This is a genomic window from Sphingobacterium hotanense (genome assembly GCF_008274825.1).
Taxonomy (GTDB): Bacteria; Bacteroidota; Bacteroidia; order Sphingobacteriales; family Sphingobacteriaceae; genus Sphingobacterium; species Sphingobacterium hotanense.
In genome coordinates this window covers 3,355,007-3,376,747 of the sequence record NZ_CP030848.1, presented here as the reverse complement: position 1 = coordinate 3,376,747, position 21,741 = coordinate 3,355,007, and the positions used below count along the sequence as shown (strand labels likewise).

Sequence of the window (21,741 nt, the reverse complement as noted above, 5' to 3'; positions counted from 1 at the left end):
AAAGTCTGACAAATTTTCGTAAAGATACAGGTTTTACCGCAATCCTAACACTTAAAATAACGTTAAAAGCAGGTTAAGCTAATAATTAGTAGTTGCGGACGTCGATGCCCCAAAGTAATTTTTCGCGCAAAATGCCAAAATATTGATCGTCTTTCAGGCGGATCAGGTTAACATGATACGGCGCTTTGGTAATCAGTAAACTAGTCTTTGTGGATAGGGTATAACTTTTTGAATCGCAGCTTACGATATACTTCTCCGTACGGCTCTCGATGTTCAGGCGGAGCTCCATATCTTCCGAAACAACAATAGGGCGAACGTTTAAATTATGGGGAGATACCGGGGTGATAACAAAGTTGCCACTGCCGGGCATGATAATGGGGCCACCACAACTTAATGAGTAGGCGGTTGATCCTGTTGGCGTCGCAATGATCAATCCGTCGGACCAATAGCTGTTCAACAGTTCGCCATTTAAAACGGCATGCACTGTAATCATCGCTGAGGAATCGTAACGGAACACCGTAATATCATTTAGCGCATTGGAAACTCCGGCTTTTATGGTGCCGTCGGAGCTTTCCACTTGTAACAAAGCACGCGGTTGAACAGTATATTGATTGTTTAGAATCTGGTCTAATGCCTCTTCAATTTTATTCTTCGAAATGTTCGCCAGAAAACCCAAGCGTCCGAAGTTAATACCGGCAATTGGAATTCCCGAATCGCCAATGAGGGTTGCAGCAGAAAGCATGGTACCATCGCCTCCCAAACTGAGCATAAAAGAGATGTCCTTAGGTAAGTCCTTGTGCGTCTTGAACTTCTTGAACTTAAAATCTACTTTGCACAGCTTTTTTAAGAAGGTATGGAAATCGTGGTAGATATAAACCTGAACATTTCTTTCGCGTAAATAGGTGAAAAGTTCCACAACGTATCCAATGACCGATTGATTGAACTCACGCCCATACACCGCTATTGACAGTTCTTTCATGCTATAAGTAATCGTTTATTTTTTTCAAAGATGGGAAAATCTCCGAAATTATATGTTCAAATAGTTCATTAAAAGGTTGTATCGTTCTTGAATATCGTTCTGATCGGTACCATCATTAAACGATGCTTTCACCACATAATCATGTCGCCAAAGCGATGCCAGAACCGACGAGATATTGTTCTTGTTCACTTTGATGGTAAGTTCCACCTTGGTCGAGTTCTCGATCGGGCGAACTCCGGTATTCAATATCTTCGTATTTTCCGATTCGATGATATGCGCAACATGCGTAAGTGAATTATCGCGGTCTTCCATTTCTAAAACAATAATCGCACCTTTCTCCTGGTTAGAGATCGTCTGATTGATTGCACGCAATAAGTCCGTTTGTGTCACACAGCCAACATATTGATTCTGCTTGTTGAGGACCGGTAGAATATCATATTGATAAGTCTCCAGATATTGAAGCGCATCGTAGATATGCTGATAGTCGTATAGATAGATGAAAGGTAGGGTGATTTTAACTTCGGAAATCAAATCGCTTTCGTCTTCTACCGAAAGCAGATCCTCCTCAGTCAGCAGGCCATGGTATTCTTTGCCCTTCACGACAGGTAATTGGTGAAAATGTAATTCATTAACCTTGTTTAAGGCAAAATCCACCGTGTCGGATGGCCTAAGTTCGGTATAAAGAGTTGTTATGATTTCGCCAATGAACATATATCGTTTTATATATTAAATAGAATTTAAACCAAAAGGTTTAATTCTTCTTTAAAATACGCTTTAAGCTAAGGTAGGTAAAAAATACAATTTCGGATAAAATAAATAGATGTTTTACGCTACTTTAAACTATTTGTGTAATTTTACCCTACTTTAAAAGAGGGGTTATTATATGGGCTTACTAGAGAAAGAGAAGTTTATAAAAATCAGGGAAGTCATACATAAGAAAAGTCCAACATTAGCCAAATGGATCCCTAAGCCGTTAATCAGCTATTTGGAGCGTGTCATCCACGAAGACGAAATCAATTACATTATGACCACATATCATGATGATATGGGCTTAGACTTCGTAGATTCTTTGTTGAACGAACTTGACGTTAAAGTACATTTAGAAGGTGCAGAGAATATACCATTAGAAGATAGCGTGATCTTCGCTTCAAACCATCCATTGGGAGGGCTTGACGGTGTAGCCTTCATGCAGGCGATCGGAAAGTATAGAAAAGACGTCAAATTTCTCGTCAATGATATACTTATGAATGTCCGAAACTTAGAACCTCTTTTTGTGCCCGTAAATAAATTAGGCGGACAGAGTAAATCGGGTATTGCCGCCATTGAGAATGCTTACGCATCAGACCACGCGCTCTTAGTTTTTCCTGCCGGCTTGGTTTCCAGGAAGATAAACGGTAAGATCGTTGATTTGGAATGGAAGAAAAGCTTCATCTCGAAAGCTAAAAAATATAAAAAAGACATCGTACCTGTCTATATTGATGGAAGAAATTCTAACTTTTTCTACAATTTGGCTCGATTTAGGAATAAAGTAGGATTAAAAGCTAATATTGAAATGTTATATTTACCTGACGAGCTATTCTCGCAACGCGGTAAAGACATCACCATTAAGATAGGCAAGCGAATTCCTTATTCGCAATTTGATAACAGTAAAAATGAACGCCAATGGGCAGCGGAAGTCAAAGAGACCGTGTATGCCATGTCCGGAGGTAAAAAATAATTTATGCAAGAAATAATTGAACCAGTAGATAGAGCATTGATTAAAGCTGAGTTAACTAAGGAGGCTTTCGTGCGCTATACTAACAATGGGAATAATGAGGTTTATCTAGTCAATTACCATAACTCACCCAATATTATGCGTGAGATTGGGCGATTGCGTGAGATAACCTTTAGAGGTGCTGGAGGTGGTACGGGATTGCCTTTAGATATTGATGAAAATGATACGTGCGAACATAACTATGATCAGTTAATCGCTTGGAACCCTGAGGATGAAGAAATAATAGCTGGCTACCGCGTTATCAAATGTGCTGATGCGATCGATAGTAACGGAGAGTTCCACTTATCAACCGCTCATTACTTCGAGTTCTCGGATAAGTTTGTAAAAGATTACTTGCCTTATACGTTAGAGTTAGGGCGCTCATGGGTGCAGCCAAAATATCAGCCTGCCATCGACAACCGCAAAGGGATTTTTTCCTTAGACAACTTATGGGACGGATTAGGTGCTGTCGTATTGATGAACCCCGATGTGAAATACCTTTTCGGTAAAGTGACGATGTATCCGCAGTATAATGAAGAAGCACGTGATCTACTGATTTACTTCATGAACTACTACTTCCCGGATAAGGACAACTTAGTAAAACCTGTCGACGAGCTTTACCTAGGCTATAAAACGGATATCTCTAAACACGAAGGCATCTTTGACGGATTAGACTATAAAGCGGGTTATAAAGTATTGAACACCAAAGTGAGAGAGCTTGGAGAGAACATCCCTCCATTGATCAATACCTATATGAACCTGTCGCCAACGATGCGTGTTTTCGGCACTGCCAGAAACAATGAATTCGGAGAAGTAGAAGAAACCGGAATCATGATTATCCTTGATGATATCTACCCGGCAAAAAAAGAAAGACACATGAGTACCTTCGAGCGCGACCGCGAATTCGGAAGCCGCAAAATAGAAGGAAAATAACATACGCTTAATAAAACGAGCTAAAAAATAGCGCAATGATGAAGATCATTGCGCTATTTTTTTTGTGCCGCTCCATAATATGGTTGAATCCTACAATGATAAGTCCTTCTTTTGCTTAAAGCCCTTTCATAACCCTTTATTACCCCAATTATACCCCAATCAAACCCAATTGGAATTGGGTTTGATTGGGGTATAATTGGGGTAGTAGTTAGTTGTTAGTAGATAGTATTTAGTATCTAGACCTATGGCGGGAATAGATGTGAGAAATCAGATTTTAGACATTAGAGTGTGCTGTCTTTGAACCAGGAAAGGAAGGATTTAAGGATTGGCAGGATCGGACGTCATGGGTCTAACTACTAAGTACTAACTACTAAATACTGTCTTTGAACCAGGAAAGGAAGGATGAAAAGATTGGCAGGATCCTGAACATCCTAAAATCCTTCCTTTCCTGGTTCAGACAATGCTCTAACTCTCTTTACCCGCCACAGGTCTAGATACTAACTACTAAATACTAACTACTAGCAAAAGCCATTTCCACGTGCGGAATATCATCTTCCAAGTACACGTCGCTTTCTCTGACGAAACCGAGGTTTTCGTAGAAAGCTTGGAGGTATAATTGTGCGCTGATGCGGATAGTGTGGTTGGGGTAGGCGTTTTTCTGATATTGAATTGCTTCTTTCATCAGTTGTTGTCCGAGTTGTTGTTTTCGGAAGTTGGGATGTACGACTACGCGGCCGATGGAGCTGCAGTTGGGGTAGGAGACATCGGGAGGTAGAAGGCGCGCATAGGCGGCGCATTGGTCTTGTTCCATGAGGAACAAGTGTTTTGATTTTAAGTCTTTATCATCACATTCAGGATAGAGGCAGTTTTGCTCGAGCATAAACACATCTATCCTGACCTGTAGAATTCGGTAGAGTTCCTTGGCGCTTAAGTCGTCAAATGATTTGATTACCCAATTCATCGATGATAATTTTCTTTAGCTAAGCAATGATTTCACCACCTCAGAGATCGTGCGACCGTCTGCCTGTCCGGCTAGCTTTTGGTTGGCTAAGCCCATTACTTTACCCATATCTTTGATGGAAGCAGCACCGGTTTCAGCGATGATGCTTTTGATAACCTCTTCGATTGCCGCGCGATCTAATTGCTTAGGTAGGTAGCTTTCGATTACCTCTTGCTCTTCTACTTCAATTTGGTATAAGTCTTCGCGGTTCTGTTGTTGATAAATCTCTGCAGACTCTTTGCGTTGTTTCACTAATTTCTGCAATACTTTGATTTCGGTTTCTTCGGTCATCTCATCAGCACCACCTTTTTCAGTTTTTGCTAATAGGATCGCTGCTTTAATAGCGCGTAGACCTCTAAGTTTTGCGTTGTCTTTAGCGATCATTGCCGCTTTAATATCTTGATTGATCTGTGTTTCTAATGACATATTATTTTGAATTTGATCTGTTTATAATAGTTCCTGTTGCTTGTACGGTTGGCATCACCAATAAATCATTGATGTTGACATGAGCCGGGCGGTTTAATGCAAAGACAATGATCTCTGCAATGTCCTGTCCGCTCAACGGTGTTACCCCTTGGTAAACGGCTTTTGCACGGTCAGCATCGCCATGGAATCGAACTTCGGAGAATTCCGTTTCCACCATGCCGGGATTGATTGCCGTAACTTTAATGCCCTTCGGCAATAAGTCGATGCGCATCGCTTTATTTAAGGCATCTACAGCATGTTTTGTCGCACAATAGACGTTTCCATTCGGATAAACTTCTTTACCCGCAATAGAGCCCAAGTTGATGATATGTGCCTGTTGGCTGCCTTCCATCATCGGTACGACATTGCGCGTGACATAGAGAAGGCCTTTGACGTTGGTGTCGATCATACGGTCCCAATCGCCAATATCACCGGTTTGAATCGGGTCTAATCCTTGGCTTAGTCCTGCATTATTGATCAGAACGTCGATGTTTTTCCATTCCGCAGGAATATTGGAAAGGGTGGTCTCTACTTCATCCGCATTGCGAACGTCAAGTTTAAAAGTATGGACTTCGCAGGATGGATTGATTTGTTTGATTTTGGAAGTTAACTCCTCTAGGCGATCGACACGGCGCGCACACAGTAGGAGGCGATAGTTTGTGTCTTTTGCCAACTCTAAAGCACATGCTGCACCAATTCCGGAGCTGGCCCCTGTGATTAATACTGTTCTCATTGGCCTTGTTTATTTATTTTAAGCGTTTAGCTATTTATTACATTCATAGATGGTGCAGAATCCGAAAGTCTGCGGACGAACGTTGCAAGATGCAAAACCTACTTTATCGGTAATGGCAGCAAAGCGTTGCCCATCGGGGAACTTCGCTACAGATTCCGGAAGGTATTCATATGCACGGTTGTCTTTCGAGATCACTTTTCCCATTGCTGGAACAACTTTATGGAAGTAAAAGTTGAACAATTGTTTGATAGGAAATGCTGTCGGGTTGGATAACTCCAAGATGATCGCTTTACCGCCTGGTTTTAAGACTCTGCGGATGTCGGAAAGTCCTTGTTCCAGGTTTTCAAAGTTGCGCACGCCAAAGGCTACCGTTACGGCATCAAAAGTGTTGTCTTCAAACGGAAGACTCTCGGAGTCGCCTAAGCGTACTTCGAACTGGCTTTCCACGCCCTTTTTCTTTGCTTTCTCTGCTGCTACATCTAACATACCTTGTGAGATATCGACACCGATGATTTTCTTTGGATTAAGGATGCGGATCGACTCCAATGCGAAGTCGCCTGTTCCCGTTGCTACGTCAAGAATCATTTGGGGTTGAAGAGGCTTTAATAGCTTGATAGCTTTTTTGCGCCAGATCGTATCGATACCCATCGTCATGAAGCGGTTCAATAGGTCGTAAGTCTTCGAAATGTTGTTGAACATATCGGCAACTTGTTCCTTTTTGCCGCCCTCTGGGTTATAAGGTTTTACAGTAGAAGCATCGTTTGACATAGGTGCAAAGATACAACAAAGTAAACAGAAAATTGCTTTTTCTACAGGACAAGTTTAAAGCGAAAGAAGACCTCAAAATGCCTAACTGCTTGAGTTTGAATTTGAAGTGTAAATAGGCCCAAAAATAGTGATAGAAGTTATTCCGCTGTTAAGCTTATTAACATCGAGGTAGGTTATCCACATTTCGTTAATTAATTGATAATGAGCTTGATTTTTCGTAAATTAACATATTATCCACAACGGATGTGGAATACTAGGGGCTTAGTTTTCAAATCAGTAGCATGATTGTTGGAGCACCTATTTTGACTGTTTAAAACTTGTGGAAGGGGGCAGTTTTATTTTTCTTACATTTGTTACCCCGTCAGGAAACATCGAGCCGTAAAATTAAATTTGATATGTCCGTAGAAAACGAAAATTCAAACAATATGTCTAGCCAAGCTAGCCGTGCAAACTTTAACAAAAAGCGTACTAGCCTGAACAACTTAGTGAGTGGTTTGGGTAAACTGCCTCCTCAAGCTGTCGACTTGGAAGAAGCGGTACTGGGCGCGCTGATGTTGGAGAAAAATGCACTTAGTGAGGTCATTGATATCTTGAAACCGGATTCCTTTTACAAGGAGTCGCATCAGAAGATTTTTCAGGCAATCTATAACCTCTTTCAAAAGACTTCGCCAATCGATATTTTAACGGTTGTTGCGGAGCTTCGCCAAATGGGCGCACTGGAAATGGTGGGCGGTGCTTACTATATTACACAGCTGACGGACAGAGTAGTTTCGGCGGCGAATATCGAATTCCACGCACGTATTATTTCTCAGAAATACATTCAAAGGGAGCTGATTAAGGTGTCCACGGAGATCATCAATTCGTCTTATGATGAGACCAGTGATATCTTCGACTTGTTGGACCATGCGGAGAAGTCCTTATTTGATATTGCGCAAAACAACTTACGACGCGACTCGCGGAAGATGGATGATATCATGCGTGAGGCAATTTCTTCTTTGGAATTGTTACGCGATCGTACCGATGGTTTAACGGGTATTCCTTCCGGGTTGACGGCATTAGACCGTATGACGTCGGGTTGGCAGCCTTCGGATTTAGTAATCATTGCGGCACGTCCGGCGATGGGTAAAACGGCGTTCGTATTATCCGTGGCGCGTAATGCTGCGGTAGACCACTCGCGCCCTGTTGCGGTATTCTCGCTGGAGATGTCCTCGGTACAGTTGGTGAATCGTTTGATTGCCGGTGAGACTGAGATTGAACAAGAGAAATTGAAGAAAGGTAATCTGGCGGATCATGAGTGGCAGCAATTGCACTCTAGAATCGGCCGATTGACAGAAGCGCCGTTGATTATTGATGATACGCCAGCATTGAACGTTTTTGAGTTCCGTGCGAAATGTCGTCGATTGAAAGCGCAGTATGATATTCAGATGGTCATCGTCGATTACTTGCAGTTGATGCACGGTAAGAGCGAGGGCAAAGGTGGCGGTAACCGTGAGCAAGAGATCGGTAGTATCTCGCGTGCTTTAAAATCCGTAGCAAAAGAATTAAATATTCCGGTATTGGCCCTATCGCAGTTGAGTCGTGCGGTTGAGTCGCGTCCGGGTAACTCGAAGCGTCCGATGCTATCGGATTTACGTGAGTCGGGATCTATCGAGCAGGATGCGGATATGGTGTTGTTCCTTTACCGTCCGGAATACTACGGTATCACGGAAGACGAGGAGGGACGTCCTACAGCCGGTGTCGGTGAGGTTATCATTGCCAAACACCGTAACGGTGAAACCGGTATTGTGCCATTGAAATTCGTTGGTAAGTATGTGAAGTTCGTCGATCTTGAAGATGACTTCGCTGGTATGGGCGGCGATAGCGGAAGCTTCTCCGATCTGCCTAGTGGATTTGGCTCTGCCATGGCTCCATCCAATAGCTTCGATAACTTCGGCGGTGGTATTACCATGCCTTCCAGAATGAACGATATGCCGGATGATGCGCCATTTTAGGGGAGATGTTAGATATAAGATATAAGATATTAGACCTGCAGCAATGCAGTTTTTTATGTTTTGAGGTAGGAAATGGGTTGTTTTCTTGGAGGCGGGAAGCGTTGTTTTAAAACGTTTGGTTTGAAAGGAAAGTTTGTGTTGAGTTGATACGGAAAGTTTGTTTTGAACCAGGAAAGGAAGGATTTGTTTTAAGGTGATGAAGGAAGGATTTGTTTTGAACCAGGAAAGGAAGGATGAAAGGATTAACAGGATCCTGACAATCCTTAAATCCTTTTTTTCCTGGTTCAAAGACAATCCAATCGTCCTGTTTATCTTTTCTTCCTTCCTTTCTTGGTTCAGAATTAATACTTAGTAGTTAGACCCGATCCTGACAATCCTTTCATCCTTTTTTTCCTGGTTCAAAGACATGGGTCTAACTACTAACTACTAAATACTATTTCTGAGTTTTTTTTCTTATTTTTGATTCCCCCTTAGTAGAGGCTATACATAAGTTAAAATTAGGAGACAATTTTGGATTTTTTAGCAGGATTAAATCCCTCGCAGCGGGCTGCCGTAGAACAAACAGAAGGACCAGTCATGATTGTTGCTGGTGCCGGATCAGGGAAAACACGCGTAATTACATATAGAGTTGCACACCTTATTCAAAAGGGTGTGGACCCTTTTAATATATTGGTGCTTACCTTTACCAACAAGGCCGCAAAGGAAATGCGCGAGCGTATTATGAAGGTCGTTGGGTCGGAAGCAAAGAATATATGGATGGGAACTTTCCACTCGGTGTTCGCTCGTATTTTACGGGTGGAAGCGGAGTTGATCGGCTATCCGCGTAATTTTACCATCTACGATACGGATGATACGAAGAGTTTGTTACGTTCGATTCTAAAAGAGATGAATTTGGATGATAAGCTCTACAATGTAAATCATGTATACGGTCGTATCTCCTCAGCTAAGAACAACTTGATCTCGCCTCAGGAATATAATAAAAACGAAGCGATCAAGGCTGAAGATATCTCCAATGGTAGGCCTCAGATGGGTGAAATCTATATGACTTATGCACAGCGCTGCTACCGCGCGGGGGCAATGGATTTCGATGATTTGCTATTCAAGACGAATGTGCTTTTGAATAAGTATCCCGAGGTGTTGCATAAGTATCAGCATCAGTTCAGATACTTGATGGTGGATGAGTATCAGGATACCAACTTCTCACAGTACTTGATCGTGAAACGATTGGCTGCGGTGAACGAGAATATTTGTGTGGTGGGTGATGATGCGCAAAGTATCTACGCTTTCCGCGGTGCTAATATTCAAAACATCTTGAACTTTCAAAAGGATTATCCGGATGTGAAGGTATTCAAGTTGGAGCAGAACTACCGTTCGACCAAGATGATCGTGAATGCGGCGAACAGTATCATTGCAAATAATAAGAATCAATTAGAAAAGAATGTCTTCTCGGATAACGAAGAAGGCGAGAAGATAAAAGTTACTCGTGCTTTTTCGGATAATGAGGAGGGAAAGATTGTTGCAGAGGGCATTTCGCAAGAAAAGGCGCTAAAAGGATTGAAATATAAGGATTTCTCGATTTTATATCGTACGAATGCGCAGTCACGTTCTTTGGAGGAGGCTTTGCGTAAATTAGGAATTCCTTACAAACTTTATGGGGGTACTTCGTTCTACCAACGTAAAGAGATCAAGGATTTAATTGCCTATTTCCGTTTGACGTTTAATCCGAACGATGAAGAGGCATTGAAGCGTGTGATCAACTATCCGAGGCGAGGGATTGGTGATACGACAGTCGATCGTATCATGGTCGTTGCGGATCAGCAACAGGTCCGTCTTTGGGATGTGGTTGCTAATGCGCAGATGTTCTTAGATGGCCGTAGTGCTGCGTCTGTGGGCAACTTCGGGACGATGATTCAAAGCTTTCAGGCTTTAGCAAAGACGAATTCGGCTTTTGATACAGCGATGCATATTGCTCAGCATTCGGGGATCCTGAAAGAGCTATATGAGGACAAATCCGTTGAAGGTTTAAGTCGTTACGAGAATATTCAAGAGCTATTAAACGGTATCAAAGAGTTCTCGGAACGAGAAGATTTAGAAGAAAAGGGATTGGATATCTTTATGCAGGATATCGCCTTATTAACTAATGATGATAATGATAAGGATCCGAATGCGGATACCGTATCTTTAATGACGATCCACTCGTCTAAAGGATTGGAATTTCCGGTGGTATTCATCGTAGGTTTGGAAGAAAATCTTTTTCCATCGCAGCTTTCTTTGAATTCGCGTACGGAGCTGGAAGAGGAGCGACGTTTATTTTATGTGGCCGTGACGCGTGCTGAGAAGAAGTTGTTCCTATCCTATGCGACATCACGCTATCGTTGGGGAACCTTGAACAACTGTGAACCAAGTCGTTTCTTGGATGAATTGAACCCGGCCTGTTTAGATCTGGATTTTAAACCTAGATTGAATACTGGAGGTGGATCTGACGACTTTACATCGGAACGTGTTACCTGGCAGCGAAAAGAATCGTCGGGTGATGTATTCTCGAAGCCAAAGCCTAAGGTTGTGAAAACTACGTCAATTCTGCCAAAAGCGCACGTTCCGACCGCAGGTTTTGCGCCATCGGATACTTCAGGATTGCAAGTTGGAATGGAAGTTGAGCATGAACGCTTCGGATTTGGTAAAGTAATCAATCTAGAAGGGAATAAGCCAGACATAAAAGCGACTATTTTCTTCAAGGAGTTGGGACAGAAGCAATTGTTGCTTAAATTTGCGAAACTTAGAATATTAGAATAATTCGTATATTACATTCAAAATAAAAAGACTCCAGCTGAGGAGTCAACAAAATAACATATGATTTTTGATTATAACAGTACAAGACCTAAGCTGATCCTAGCTGAATATGGTAGAAACGTACAAAATATGGTGGATTATATCTGCACCCTATCAGATCGTGAAGAAAGAAACCGCCTAGCACAAGTCGTTATCGACATGATGGGTGTGCTGAACCCGCATCTTCGTGATGTCTCTGACTTTAAACATAAACTTTGGGATCACCTTTATATTATTTCGGACTTTAAGATCGATGTGGATTCTCCATATCCAATTCCGAAGAAAGAAGAAATTCATCATAAGCCGCAAACGCTTCAATATCCTAATCACCCTATCCGTTTTAAACACTACGGACATACGGTGGAGGAAATGATCAAGAAAGCGAAGGCTCTTCCTAATGAGGAAGCAAGAGTGAAAATGACAATTGGTATTGCGAATTTCATGAAGATGGCTTACTTGACATGGAATAAAGACTCTGTATCCGATGATCAGATTCTTGAAGATTTGAAGACGCTATCGCAAGGCGAATTAGCTTTACCTGCAGATACCGTGTTGACGAAATTAGATTTCAAAACGCCGCCTCCAGGAAGTCGTGTTAAGACAGGTAGTGATAATCGAAGCAACAATAATCAAGGTTCGCATTCCAAAGGGAAGGGCTCTTTCCAACGTAATGACAATAATAAAGGAAGAACCTTCAACAACAATAACAACAACAATAAGCAGAATATTAAACGTAAAAAATAAAACAACATTCATAAACAGAGAAAAGCAATGGTTAGAATATAAATGACGATTGCTTTTTTGTTTTTGTAAGACTATACTATGAACGCATTTGAAATCCGTGGTGGAAAGCCATTAAAAGGTGAGATTGTACCTCAGGGCGCTAAAAACGAAGCGCTTCAGATTATCTCTGCAGTATTATTGACAGCGGAAAAGATGACCATCAGTAATATTCCAGATATTAAAGATGTAAATAAATTGATCGACTTGCTTATTGCTTTAGGCGTAAAAGTAAATCGCGTCAATGAGGATACGTATGAGTTTGAAGCCAGCGACATCAATATTGATTATTTCCAATCGGAGGAGTTTAAACGTAAAGGCGGTAGCTTGCGCGGTTCGATCATGATTGTTGGGCCTTTGTTAGCTCGTTTTGGTAAAGCAGCAATTCCTAAACCCGGTGGTGACAAAATCGGTCGCCGTCGTTTAGATACTCACTTTCTTGGATTTGAGAAATTAGGTGCAAAGTTCGTCTATGACGCTGAAAAGCATTTCTTCAATGTGGATGCAACAGAGCTAAAAGGAACATACATCCTGTTAGACGAAGCTTCAGTGACGGGTACTGCAAATATCGTAATGGCAGCTGTATTGGCTAAAGGTACAACAACCATCTACAATGCTGCCTGTGAGCCATACTTGCAACAGTTATGTAAGATGTTGAACCGTATGGGTGCAAAGATCTCTGGTATTGGTTCTAACCTTTTAACGATTGAAGGCGTTGAGACATTAGGTGGTACTGAACATCGCATGTTGCCGGATATGATTGAAATTGGTTCTTTCATCGGATTAGCAGCCATGACTGGTTCTGAGATTACAATTAAGAATGTATGTTTCAACGAGCTTGGAATTATCCCTACAGTATTTTCTCGTTTGGGTATTAAGTTTGAGCTGCGTGGTGATGATATTTTTATTCCTGCTCAAGATAGTTACGAAATCGATACATTCATTGATGGATCCATTCTTACTATTTCGGATGCCCCATGGCCCGGTTTCACTCCCGATTTATTAAGTATTGTATTGGTTACTGCTATTCAAGCGAAAGGAAATGTATTGATTCATCAGAAGATGTTCGAAAGTCGTTTATTCTTCGTTGACAAATTGATCGATATGGGGGCTCAGATTATCCTTTGTGACCCACATAGAGCTACAGTAATTGGTTTAAACAAACAACAACATTTGCGTGGTATTGAGATGACATCGCCAGACATCCGTGCGGGAGTTTCCTTATTGATTGCTGCTCTATCAGCACAAGGAAAGTCGGTAATCTATAATATTGAACAAATTGAACGTGGTTATCAGCATATCGAAGAGCGCTTGAAAGCGCTAGGAGCCGATATCCGACGTATTGATGCACAGCCTGTAGGCCACTAGGCTAATTGTCTGTAAATTGTTAAATTCCCTCACGATATTTGGAAAGATTTAGCAACAAACTATTTTTGTATCAAATTTTAATGTTTAAACAAATAAAATGAAAAAAATCACTTTACTTTCAGCGATCGCAGGATTAGTTCTTGCTTCATGCGCTGGAAACCCAGAAGGTAAAAAGGCAGAAACAACAGATTCAGTTGTAGCAACTACAGATTCAGTAGCAGTTGCTGGTGAAGCTTATACAGTAGATACTGCAGAGTCAAAAGTAGTTTGGACTGGTACAAAAGTATCTGGCAAACACACAGGGACTGTAGATGTTAAATCTGGTTCAATCAATGTTGAAAACGGAACAGTTACTGGTGGTAACTTTGTTTTAGATATGAACACAATCAGTGCAACTGACTTAGAAGGTGAGTACAAAGAGAAATTAGATGGTCACTTAAAAGCTGATGATTTCTTTGCTGTAGCAACTCATCCTGAAGCTTCTTTCGTTATTACTGAAGTTAAGGCTGGTGCAACTGCTGGTGATTTAGTAGTATCTGGTAACTTGACTATCAAAGGTATCAGCAAAAACATCACTTTCGACGCGAAAGTTGTTGAAGCTACTGATGCTGCGGTTAAAGCAACTGCAAACTTCAATATTGCAAGAGCTGACTGGGGAGTAAATTACGAAGGTAAATCTGATGATTTAATCTCTAAAGAAGTAAACTTTGATATTACTTTAGTAGCAAAGAAATAATATTCTATTTTAGTTTTTCGAAGCCTCCGGTCATTGATTGGAGGCTTTTTTTTTTGTGAAATGTCTGTTTTCACAAGCTATCAATAACTTCCATTTCTGTTGTGGCATGTAAAGAAACAAGAAAGTTTTATGTATAATCTGTTTTCATAGCCTCGTAAATGTGTAATTTTGCAAACATGAAGATTAGCCTGATTTGCATTGGAAAAACAGATGATAAGTATATCGAGCAGGGGATAGAGGTCTATACGAAGCGCTTGAAGCATTATTGTAACTTTCAGATTATTGTGATTCCAGACATCAAAAATGCTAAGAATCTGAGTGAAGCTCAGCAGAAGGAGAAGGAAGCGCAGCTTATCTTGAAAAACATTTCCAACCAAGATTACGTTATGTTATTAGATGAGCGGGGGAAGATGTATAGTTCCATTGAATTTTCCGGCTTTCTAGAAAAGCAAATGCTCTCGAGTGTTTCACATATTGTGCTGGTAATTGGAGGACCTTACGGCTTTGATCAGCAGGTTTATGATCGGGCTAATGGAAAGCTATCGCTATCCAAAATGACATTCTCTCATCAGATGGTGAGGTTGTTTTTCGTGGAACAATTGTATAGAGCGCATACGATTATGCGTGGAGAACCCTATCATCATGAATAATTTTATGTAATTTTAATATGAATTGCATCTTATAATAAAGAAGGAGGATAAAATGGATCTAGATAAGTTTAAGAGAGATTATAAATACAAAAGTCAAGAAGGGGCGCATGGCACTGATATGAATAAATGGATTATCATTATTGGTGGTGCTCTTGTAATCTTACTCGCTTATATATTCAGTTAAGAGCATGTTGACATGGAAATAAAGAAGGTGGCATTTAGCCGCCTTTTTTTGTGAAATATATTGTGATACAATAAATAAGGCGATACGGGGAGTATCGCCTTAAAATCACACTAACTATTAATAAAACCCTATAGAACTAGGTGTTTTCAAAACGTAGATCAGGAATTATCTCCCCGACCTAATGTAAAAGTAAAAACCTTTTATTATAAAATCAAATAAAAGTTGCAACATTTATATTATAATTGAATTTTGTCAAGAGTTTTTAAAAATTCAACCCACGCAACTTGGTCAGTTTTAAAGGTTAAGTCTTTTTGATGCAGTTTTTCCACCGGCATTAATCTAAAAGATTGTAGCTTTCCTTCTACGCTTTTTTCTGTAAAATCGAAGATTTTTGTCTTAATATTTAATTCCACTTTATTAATAGAATGTACTTGATAATAGATGGAAATAATTTGACTATCATTAAAACTTGATTTCTCCCAAAAATCCGTCGTATAGATGTGTTTTACGACCTCGATTTCAAGGCCCGTTTCTTCCATATACTCCCGCTTCAACGCGTCCAAAAGTCCTTCGCCATACTCCAATCCGCCACCCGGAAACTTCGTAAAAGAAACGTTTTCCGTTCGCTCATCACTGATCAAAACTTCATCCTGCTCATTGACTAGAATCCCGTAAACCCTTACATTAAATAAATACATCCTTAAATAAATATGATCTTAAATATTAACAATCTTTTTTGGTAGATATGTCTTCTTAAATCTGCCAAGATGGGAAGAGTACCCCAACCTTGGCAAATCATTTATTCTTATAACAATTCGAATCCCGAAGGAATCGCGTTCTCATCCATGCCGACGATGGAGTAGTGTCTTGGTAAGAACCAGGAGATACTATTCATCGCTTGTTCGTATTCCTTTTCGTTAGCGAAGTTTTTGGGAGTCACATTGATCACCAAATCTTGCGTAACGTTAGCCTCATCTTCGTAATTTCTGGCAATCAGCATAATCTTTGGCATCTTAACACCATTATACTGTAAGTATTCGCGTAATTGCTGACGCACAAAAGCAGGAAGTATCGCTTCGGATGGCTGACCCACCAAAACCTGCTCATCCTTGCCTAGAGCAAAATTTCCGGTGTTTTTAGAAAACAGATGCTCATCTGTATAAAACTCATTGTTGATTTGCAGATTGGATAAGTCACCATAGGTGAAAATCCAATCCGGATTAGGCTTATGTGCATTTATGGATACACCAAAGCCATTTCCCAATATTGTTGGTAATTTCTGCTTAATCACGAATGCTTGGAAATTCTCGCCTTCTTCAATCGTTCTCAGGTTAAAATAAGGGAATCCGTCGTTGCTCATCATGATTTCCGGATCGCCAACCTTGAGGTTAGCTTCGTCGATTACTTTAAGAAAATCGGCAATCCATTTCGAATCTCTTTCCGCTAATTCTGTTTCCATTAATTTATTTAAGACGATTGTTTTTTCCAAATCGCCTAAATTTCCTGCGCCTCCGTTAGCATCAAAAAAATGTATCGTGCTCATATAAAATTAAAATACGGCTAAAAGTAGTGATTATTGGATAAAAGAACGACCAACAAGTCAATTTTCCTCTGTTTTCCCGGAAATAGGGTAAGATTAACGGGTTAAATTGCTTACTTTTGTTAAAAAACAAACGCATAGATGTCAGAAACAAATACGACACGACCAGTGCAGTTTAACTCAGCTAAAATGAGCTACGAAGAGTTCCGCGAATTGCTGATTGCCGATTATAAACTAGCTGTACAAAGCCGTTTTGTTAGTCTACTAGGAAGGAAAGAAGTTCTTACCGGTAAGGCTAAATTTGGTATTTTTGGTGATGGAAAAGAACTCGCGCAAATCGCTTTAGCGAAGGTTTTTAAACCTGGAGACTGGCGTTCCGGATATTACAGAGATCAAACATTGGCATTTGCTTTAAACATAAGCACTGTCTATCATTTCTTTTCTCAACTGTATGCAAATCCTACTATCGAAGCCGATACTTCCTCTGCAGGCCGCCAAATGGTTGCCCATTTCGCAATGCCCTTAGTGGACCAAGAGGGCGAATGGATTGATCAAACCCAACAATATAATACCGTCTCGGATATCTCCACTACAGGAGGGCAGATGGCGCGTATTCTCGGGCTGGGCCTAGCATCCAAACTGTATAAAGACAATCCAAATCTTTCACATAAGACGAAATTCTCCAAGGATGGAGAAGAGGTCGTCTTTTGTACAATCGGAAATGCAGCAACCTCTGAAGGGGTGTTCTGGGAAACCGTTAATGCCGCAGGTGTAAAACAGATTCCTGTTGTCATTTCCATTTGGGATGATGGCTATGGTATTTCTGTTCCAAATGAGGTGCAAACCACGAAAGGCGATATCTCCTCCGTCCTTCGCGGATTCCAACGGGATGAAGCAGGAGCAGGCTATGAAATCTTCCGGGTCAAAGGCTGGGACTATGCCGGACTTTGTGAAGTTTATGAAAAAGCAGCGGAATTTGCCAGAACGCAACATCAACCCTGCATTGTCCATGTAACAGATATTACGCAGCCGCAAGGTCACTCTACCTCGGGCTCGCACGAACGATATAAAGATCAAGACCGCTTGAACTGGGAAACCGAATTCGATTGTAATCAGCGCATGCGCGATTGGTTATTGGAGTCTGGCCTAGCAAGCGATGAAGAGCTAAAAGAAATCGAGTCGGAAATGAAGGATTTTGTTCGTCAGGAACAAAAGAGGGCATGGTCTGATTACCGAAAAACACTGCAAGTTGATTTAGATGAAGGCATCGCCTTATTAGAAAAGCTAAATCACCATGCGGTTGAATTGCCGTTGAAAACCTTATTGTCTTTATCGGACTTATCCCTAAAAGAAGTGTATGTCAATATCCGTCGTGTTATTCGCGATCTGAGAGGTATAGAACTGGAAGGAAAAGCCGAATTGTTAGCCTGGTATCAGGAGAAGCAGAAAGTAAATCACAGCCGATTCAACGACAAGCTATTTACAGATACAAAATACTCACCGCTTAAGGTTGAGAAGATCGACGCAGATATCGACGATAATTCGCCTATTGTGGATGGTCGTGAAGTACTGAACGCTTGCTTTAGAGCGAACTTTGAACGCGACGCTCGACTCATTGCTTTTGGAGAAGACGTAGGTAAAATCGGCGATGTCAATCAAGGTTTTGCCGGACTTCAGGAAGAGTTTGGTGCACAACGTATCTTCGACACAGGCATACGCGAATCGGCGATTATTGGTAAGGGCTTAGGCCTCGCGATACGCGGTTTCCGCCCGATTGCTGAGATACAGTATCTCGATTACTTGATCTATGCGATGCCGGTATTGAGCGACGATCTTGCCAGCTTGAGCTACAGAACAAAAGGACGCCAGAGAGCGCCTTTGATCGTACGTACGCGTGGTCACCGTTTGGAAGGTATCTGGCACTCCGGGTCACCTATGTCGGTGCTATTAGGAGGGTTGCGCGGTATGCACATCTGCGTGCCTAGAAATATGACCCAAGCGGCCGGAATGTACAATACCTTATTGAATGCTGATGAGCCTGCTTTGGTTGTCGAATGCCTGAACGGTTACCGTTTGAAAGAGAAAATGCCGCACAATGTAGGCGAATTCACAGTGCCGATCGGAAAGGCTGAGTTATTGCGTGAGGGTTCTGACATTACGGTGGTTTCTTATGGCTCTACCTTGCGCATCGTGCAAGAGGCAGCGCTAGAACTAGAGAAGTTAGGGATTTCTATCGAGATTGTCGATGCACAATGCTTATCGCCGTTCGATCAGGATCATCTATGTAAAGCCTCGCTAGAGAAAACAAATAGATTATTAATCGTTGATGAAGACTTCCCTGGAGGTGCATCATCCTATATATTACACGAGATTCTAGAAGTTCAGGGGGGATACTATCTCTTAGATAGTCAACCTCGAACCTTAACAGCGAAAGCTCATCGCCCTCCATATGGTTCTGACGGTGATTATTTCACCAAACCAGCTGTTGACGATGTCGTAGAAGCTGCCTACAAGATTATGACAGATAGCCGGCCAAACGAGTATCCGCCATTATTTTCATAAAATAAATAAATTGTAAAAAAGGGAAGCTGTCTGTGAAGACAGCTTTTTTTTGTTAGAAATTGTCTGGTTTCGTTTCAAACCAGAAAAGAAAGGGAGAGTTTGTCTCGAACCAGGAAAGGAAGGATTTAAGGAGCAGCAGGATCTTACTCATCTTCATAGTCGAAAGTAGTTAAGTATCTAATCGTTAGACTAGATCCTGATAATCCTTAAATCCTTCCTTTCTTGGTTCAGACCAGATATAAGACCAAATCAACCTTTCTTTTGGTCAGACCCCTTGTAAAGCCCTTTCATACCCAATACAAACCCCAATCATAACCGCTCCGGAAGGGCTTTACATTGGGTTTGATAGACTTAAAAAAAGGATGCCTCTGCATTTAGGTCAGTTCTTCATATCGGCCATAACGAAGCGAGCTGCAGTCGATTTAATCAACGCAGCTCGTTTATATTATTTTTTTCTAAAGAGGATTTTAGCTATTGAATAGGCTTGCAGCTCCGATAATTGCTGCTTGCTCTTGAAATTTGCCGATTTCGATTTTGTAATTGCTCAATTGGCTTTTATCAGGGAATATTTTGTCCCATGCCTTACTGATGTTTCCACCAATTATAAATTGATGGCAATTGTATTTCTTGCTGAAGAATAATAAGAAATCTAATAGTTGGTCTCGATACTCCGCTAATAATTGTTCAGTTTCAGAGCTGTCTTCGTGCTTTTCAAGAATCTCACGAAGACCAGACTCCTCAAGTCCGGTAAGTTCTTTAAATCGTTTGATAAACCAGCGTGTCACTAAGTATTCTTCGAAGATATCTTCTTGGTATGGGCTGTTCCATAGGTCGGCGTCGAAGGCTTTTTCACCATTATACCATACGGCAGAACCTAAGCCTGTGCCTAGGGTGATTCCAAGAATGCAATCCTCCTTGTCTAATCCACTACCATAAACTTCGCCTTGTAAAAACGCCGCAGCATCATTGATATAACGGATGTTTAGGTTATTAATACCGATTAAATCTTTGATTGGCTCCGTAACCGGCATCTGATACAGCTCGTCATATTTGGACTGTCCTTTCATCAGAGGGATGCCGTTTTCATAATCAAAGGGGCCGGGAGCAGCGATGCCAATGGCTTCAACGGGGCTGTCGACTTTGGATAAACAGTCCCTCATATTGCTCGTCCATTCTTGTAAAATCGATTTAGCTTCTGCTTTCGAATTTACATGCGAGCGGGTGATCGTATCTTCTAAGATAGTCCAATTACTACTGTCGACAATGGCGGAGGTAATGTGCGTTCCGCCAATATCACAAGAAAGAATAAGTTCGTTACTTGGCATTATGATAAGCTTCATATTTTAAGAGGTGGTCAGCGATCACCAATGCAGCCATAGCTTCGACAATGATTACCGCACGTGGAACAACACATGGGTCGTGACGACCTTTGCCAGATATTGTTGTGTCGTCGCCTTGCTCATTGATCGTTGCTTGATCTCTCATAATGGTTGCAACAGGTTTGAAAGCTGTTTTGAAAGTGATATCCATACCATTGGAAATACCACCTTGAATGCCTCCTGAAAAATTGGTTAATGTTTTAATTTTCGAGTCCTGATTTACAAATATATCGTTGTGTTCCGATCCCAGCATTTGCGATCCATCGAAGCCAGAGCCGTATTCAAAGCCGTGTACAGCATTGATGCTCATCATCGCCTTCGCTAAATCTGCGTGCAATTTATCGAAAACCGGTTCTCCAAGACCTACAGGAACATTGCGGATAATCGTATTAATTCTACCACCTACCGTGTCGCCATTCTTGCGTACCTGATCGATAAATTCGGTCATTTCGGCTGCAGTGGCAGGGTCTGCACAACGCACGATGTTGCTTTCGCGTTGTTCTAAGAGTTGTTGCAGATCCGAGGTGTCCAAATTCGGTGCTTCGAGCTTTCCTACGCCAGAAACGTGCGCAAATATTTCTATGCCACGTTGTTTTAAGAAAAGCTTGGCAATGGCTCCGGCAGCAACGCGTGCTGCGGTTTCTCTTGCCGACGAGCGACCGCCGCCGCGATAGTCACGTATGCCATACTTCGTTTGATAGGTATAGTCTGCGTGAGATGGGCGGAATTTGTCTTGGATATGCGAGTAGTCTTTAGATCGTTGGTCTTCGTTAGGAATAACAATGGCTATTGGTGTGCCTGTTGATTTGCCTTCAAATACGCCAGATAGAATCTGTGCAGTATCACTTTCCTTGCGTTGGGTGGTAATTTTCGATTGTCCAGGTCGGCGTTTGTCGAGTTCAGATTGAATAAATTCTTCGTCAATTTCGACCAACGGCGGACAGCCATCTAGTATAACACCGATTGCTGCACCATGTGATTCGCCGAAAGTGCTGATCTTGAAAATATCCCCGAAAGAGTTTCCTGCCATAATTTGTAAATGCTCGTAAATATAAAAAAATGCGCGTAATAAAAAGGAGTAAATCGTGGAA

Annotated in this window: 19 protein-coding genes; 9 read left to right on the top strand and 10 right to left on the bottom strand. The window is 41.4% G+C overall.

Translation table 11 applies throughout. The features are described from left to right. Positions 1-85 precede the first annotated feature (85 nt). Positions 86-979, bottom strand: a complete 894-nt coding sequence (locus tag DSM08_RS14275) for an NAD kinase (protein WP_317131781.1) — start codon at positions 977-979, stop codon at positions 86-88. A gap of 48 nt (positions 980-1,027) precedes the next feature. Next, positions 1,028-1,690 carry a CBS domain-containing protein gene (locus tag DSM08_RS14270; protein ID WP_149526788.1) on the bottom strand — a complete coding sequence of 221 codons (663 nt, stop codon included), beginning with the start codon at positions 1,688-1,690 and terminating at the stop codon, positions 1,028-1,030. 172 nt (positions 1,691-1,862) lie between these two features. Between DSM08_RS14270 and DSM08_RS14265 the strand changes: the two genes are divergently transcribed. Both DSM08_RS14265 and DSM08_RS14260 read left to right on the top strand, forming a co-directional pair. Further along, complete coding sequence (locus DSM08_RS14265) at positions 1,863-2,696, top strand: 1-acyl-sn-glycerol-3-phosphate acyltransferase (RefSeq protein ID WP_149526787.1); 834 nt, start codon at positions 1,863-1,865, stop codon at positions 2,694-2,696. Between the two features lie 3 nt (positions 2,697-2,699). Beyond that, positions 2,700-3,665, top strand: coding sequence for a GNAT family N-acetyltransferase (locus DSM08_RS14260; protein WP_149526786.1), 966 nt, complete (start codon positions 2,700-2,702; stop codon positions 3,663-3,665). 511 nt (positions 3,666-4,176) lie between these two features. On the opposite strand, the gene DSM08_RS14255 is transcribed toward DSM08_RS14260, so the two are convergent. The 4 genes from DSM08_RS14255 to ubiE are packed head-to-tail and all read right to left on the bottom strand — an operon-like array spanning position 4,177 to position 6,631. Continuing rightward, entirely contained in the window at positions 4,177-4,626 is a 450-nt protein-coding gene (locus DSM08_RS14255; protein ID WP_149526785.1) for a GNAT family N-acetyltransferase, read from the bottom strand. A 15-nt stretch (positions 4,627-4,641) separates the two neighbouring features. After that, positions 4,642-5,091: a GatB/YqeY domain-containing protein gene (locus DSM08_RS14250; protein ID WP_149526784.1), complete on the bottom strand. Its 450-nt coding sequence runs from the start codon at positions 5,089-5,091 to the stop codon at positions 4,642-4,644. Between the two features lies 1 nt (position 5,092). Beyond that, the gene (locus DSM08_RS14245) at positions 5,093-5,863 is read right to left on the bottom strand and encodes an SDR family NAD(P)-dependent oxidoreductase (protein WP_149526783.1); all 771 of its coding nucleotides are present in this window, start codon (positions 5,861-5,863) and stop codon (positions 5,093-5,095) included. 30 nt (positions 5,864-5,893) lie between these two features. Continuing rightward, a complete protein-coding gene (ubiE, locus tag DSM08_RS14240; RefSeq protein WP_149526782.1) occupies positions 5,894-6,631 on the bottom strand; it encodes a bifunctional demethylmenaquinone methyltransferase/2-methoxy-6-polyprenyl-1,4-benzoquinol methylase UbiE in 738 nt (245 codons plus the stop codon). A gap of 395 nt (positions 6,632-7,026) precedes the next feature. On the opposite strand from ubiE, the gene dnaB reads away from it, so the two are divergent. The 6 genes from dnaB (at position 7,027) to rlmH (ending at position 14,985) form a co-directional block, all read left to right on the top strand. Continuing rightward, positions 7,027-8,622: a replicative DNA helicase gene (gene dnaB, locus DSM08_RS14235; protein ID WP_149526781.1), complete on the top strand. Its 1,596-nt coding sequence runs from the start codon at positions 7,027-7,029 to the stop codon at positions 8,620-8,622. 510 nt (positions 8,623-9,132) lie between these two features. Further along, positions 9,133-11,415: an ATP-dependent helicase gene (locus DSM08_RS14230; RefSeq protein WP_149526780.1), complete on the top strand. Its 2,283-nt coding sequence runs from the start codon at positions 9,133-9,135 to the stop codon at positions 11,413-11,415. A gap of 57 nt (positions 11,416-11,472) precedes the next feature. Beyond that, on the top strand, positions 11,473-12,195 hold the full coding sequence (locus DSM08_RS14225; RefSeq protein ID WP_149526779.1) for a DUF4290 domain-containing protein: 723 nt from the start codon (positions 11,473-11,475) through the stop codon (positions 12,193-12,195). A gap of 78 nt (positions 12,196-12,273) precedes the next feature. Further along, a complete protein-coding gene (murA, locus tag DSM08_RS14220; protein ID WP_149526778.1) occupies positions 12,274-13,599 on the top strand; it encodes a UDP-N-acetylglucosamine 1-carboxyvinyltransferase in 1,326 nt (441 codons plus the stop codon). Between the two features lie 97 nt (positions 13,600-13,696). Continuing rightward, positions 13,697-14,335: a YceI family protein gene (locus DSM08_RS14215; protein WP_149526777.1), complete on the top strand. Its 639-nt coding sequence runs from the start codon at positions 13,697-13,699 to the stop codon at positions 14,333-14,335. Positions 14,336-14,511: 176 nt separating this feature from the next. Then, positions 14,512-14,985: a 23S rRNA (pseudouridine(1915)-N(3))-methyltransferase RlmH gene (gene rlmH / locus DSM08_RS14210; protein WP_149526776.1), complete on the top strand. Its 474-nt coding sequence runs from the start codon at positions 14,512-14,514 to the stop codon at positions 14,983-14,985. A gap of 420 nt (positions 14,986-15,405) precedes the next feature. Here the strand turns inward: rlmH and DSM08_RS14205 are convergent, their stop codons facing one another. Next, positions 15,406-15,867, bottom strand: coding sequence for an NUDIX domain-containing protein (locus DSM08_RS14205; protein WP_149526775.1), 462 nt, complete (start codon positions 15,865-15,867; stop codon positions 15,406-15,408). A 107-nt stretch (positions 15,868-15,974) separates the two neighbouring features. Beyond that, positions 15,975-16,712 (bottom strand): hypothetical protein, encoded by a 738-nt coding sequence (locus tag DSM08_RS14200; protein WP_149526774.1) that lies wholly within the window; start codon positions 16,710-16,712, stop codon positions 15,975-15,977. Positions 16,713-16,850: 138 nt separating this feature from the next. Here DSM08_RS14200 and DSM08_RS14195 point away from each other — a divergent pair, with 138 nt between their 5' ends. Next, a complete protein-coding gene (locus DSM08_RS14195) occupies positions 16,851-19,271 on the top strand; it encodes an alpha-ketoacid dehydrogenase subunit alpha/beta (protein ID WP_149526773.1) in 2,421 nt (806 codons plus the stop codon). Positions 19,272-19,738: 467 nt separating this feature from the next. Here DSM08_RS14195 and DSM08_RS14190 read toward each other — a convergent pair whose 3' ends face one another. Further along, positions 19,739-20,611, bottom strand: a complete 873-nt coding sequence (locus tag DSM08_RS14190; RefSeq protein WP_246172276.1) for an ROK family protein — start codon at positions 20,609-20,611, stop codon at positions 19,739-19,741. Beyond that, the gene (gene aroC / locus DSM08_RS14185; protein ID WP_149526772.1) at positions 20,586-21,680 is read right to left on the bottom strand and encodes a chorismate synthase; all 1,095 of its coding nucleotides are present in this window, start codon (positions 21,678-21,680) and stop codon (positions 20,586-20,588) included. Before aroC ends, DSM08_RS14190 begins: the two co-directional genes overlap by 26 nt. Positions 21,681-21,741 lie beyond the last annotated feature (61 nt).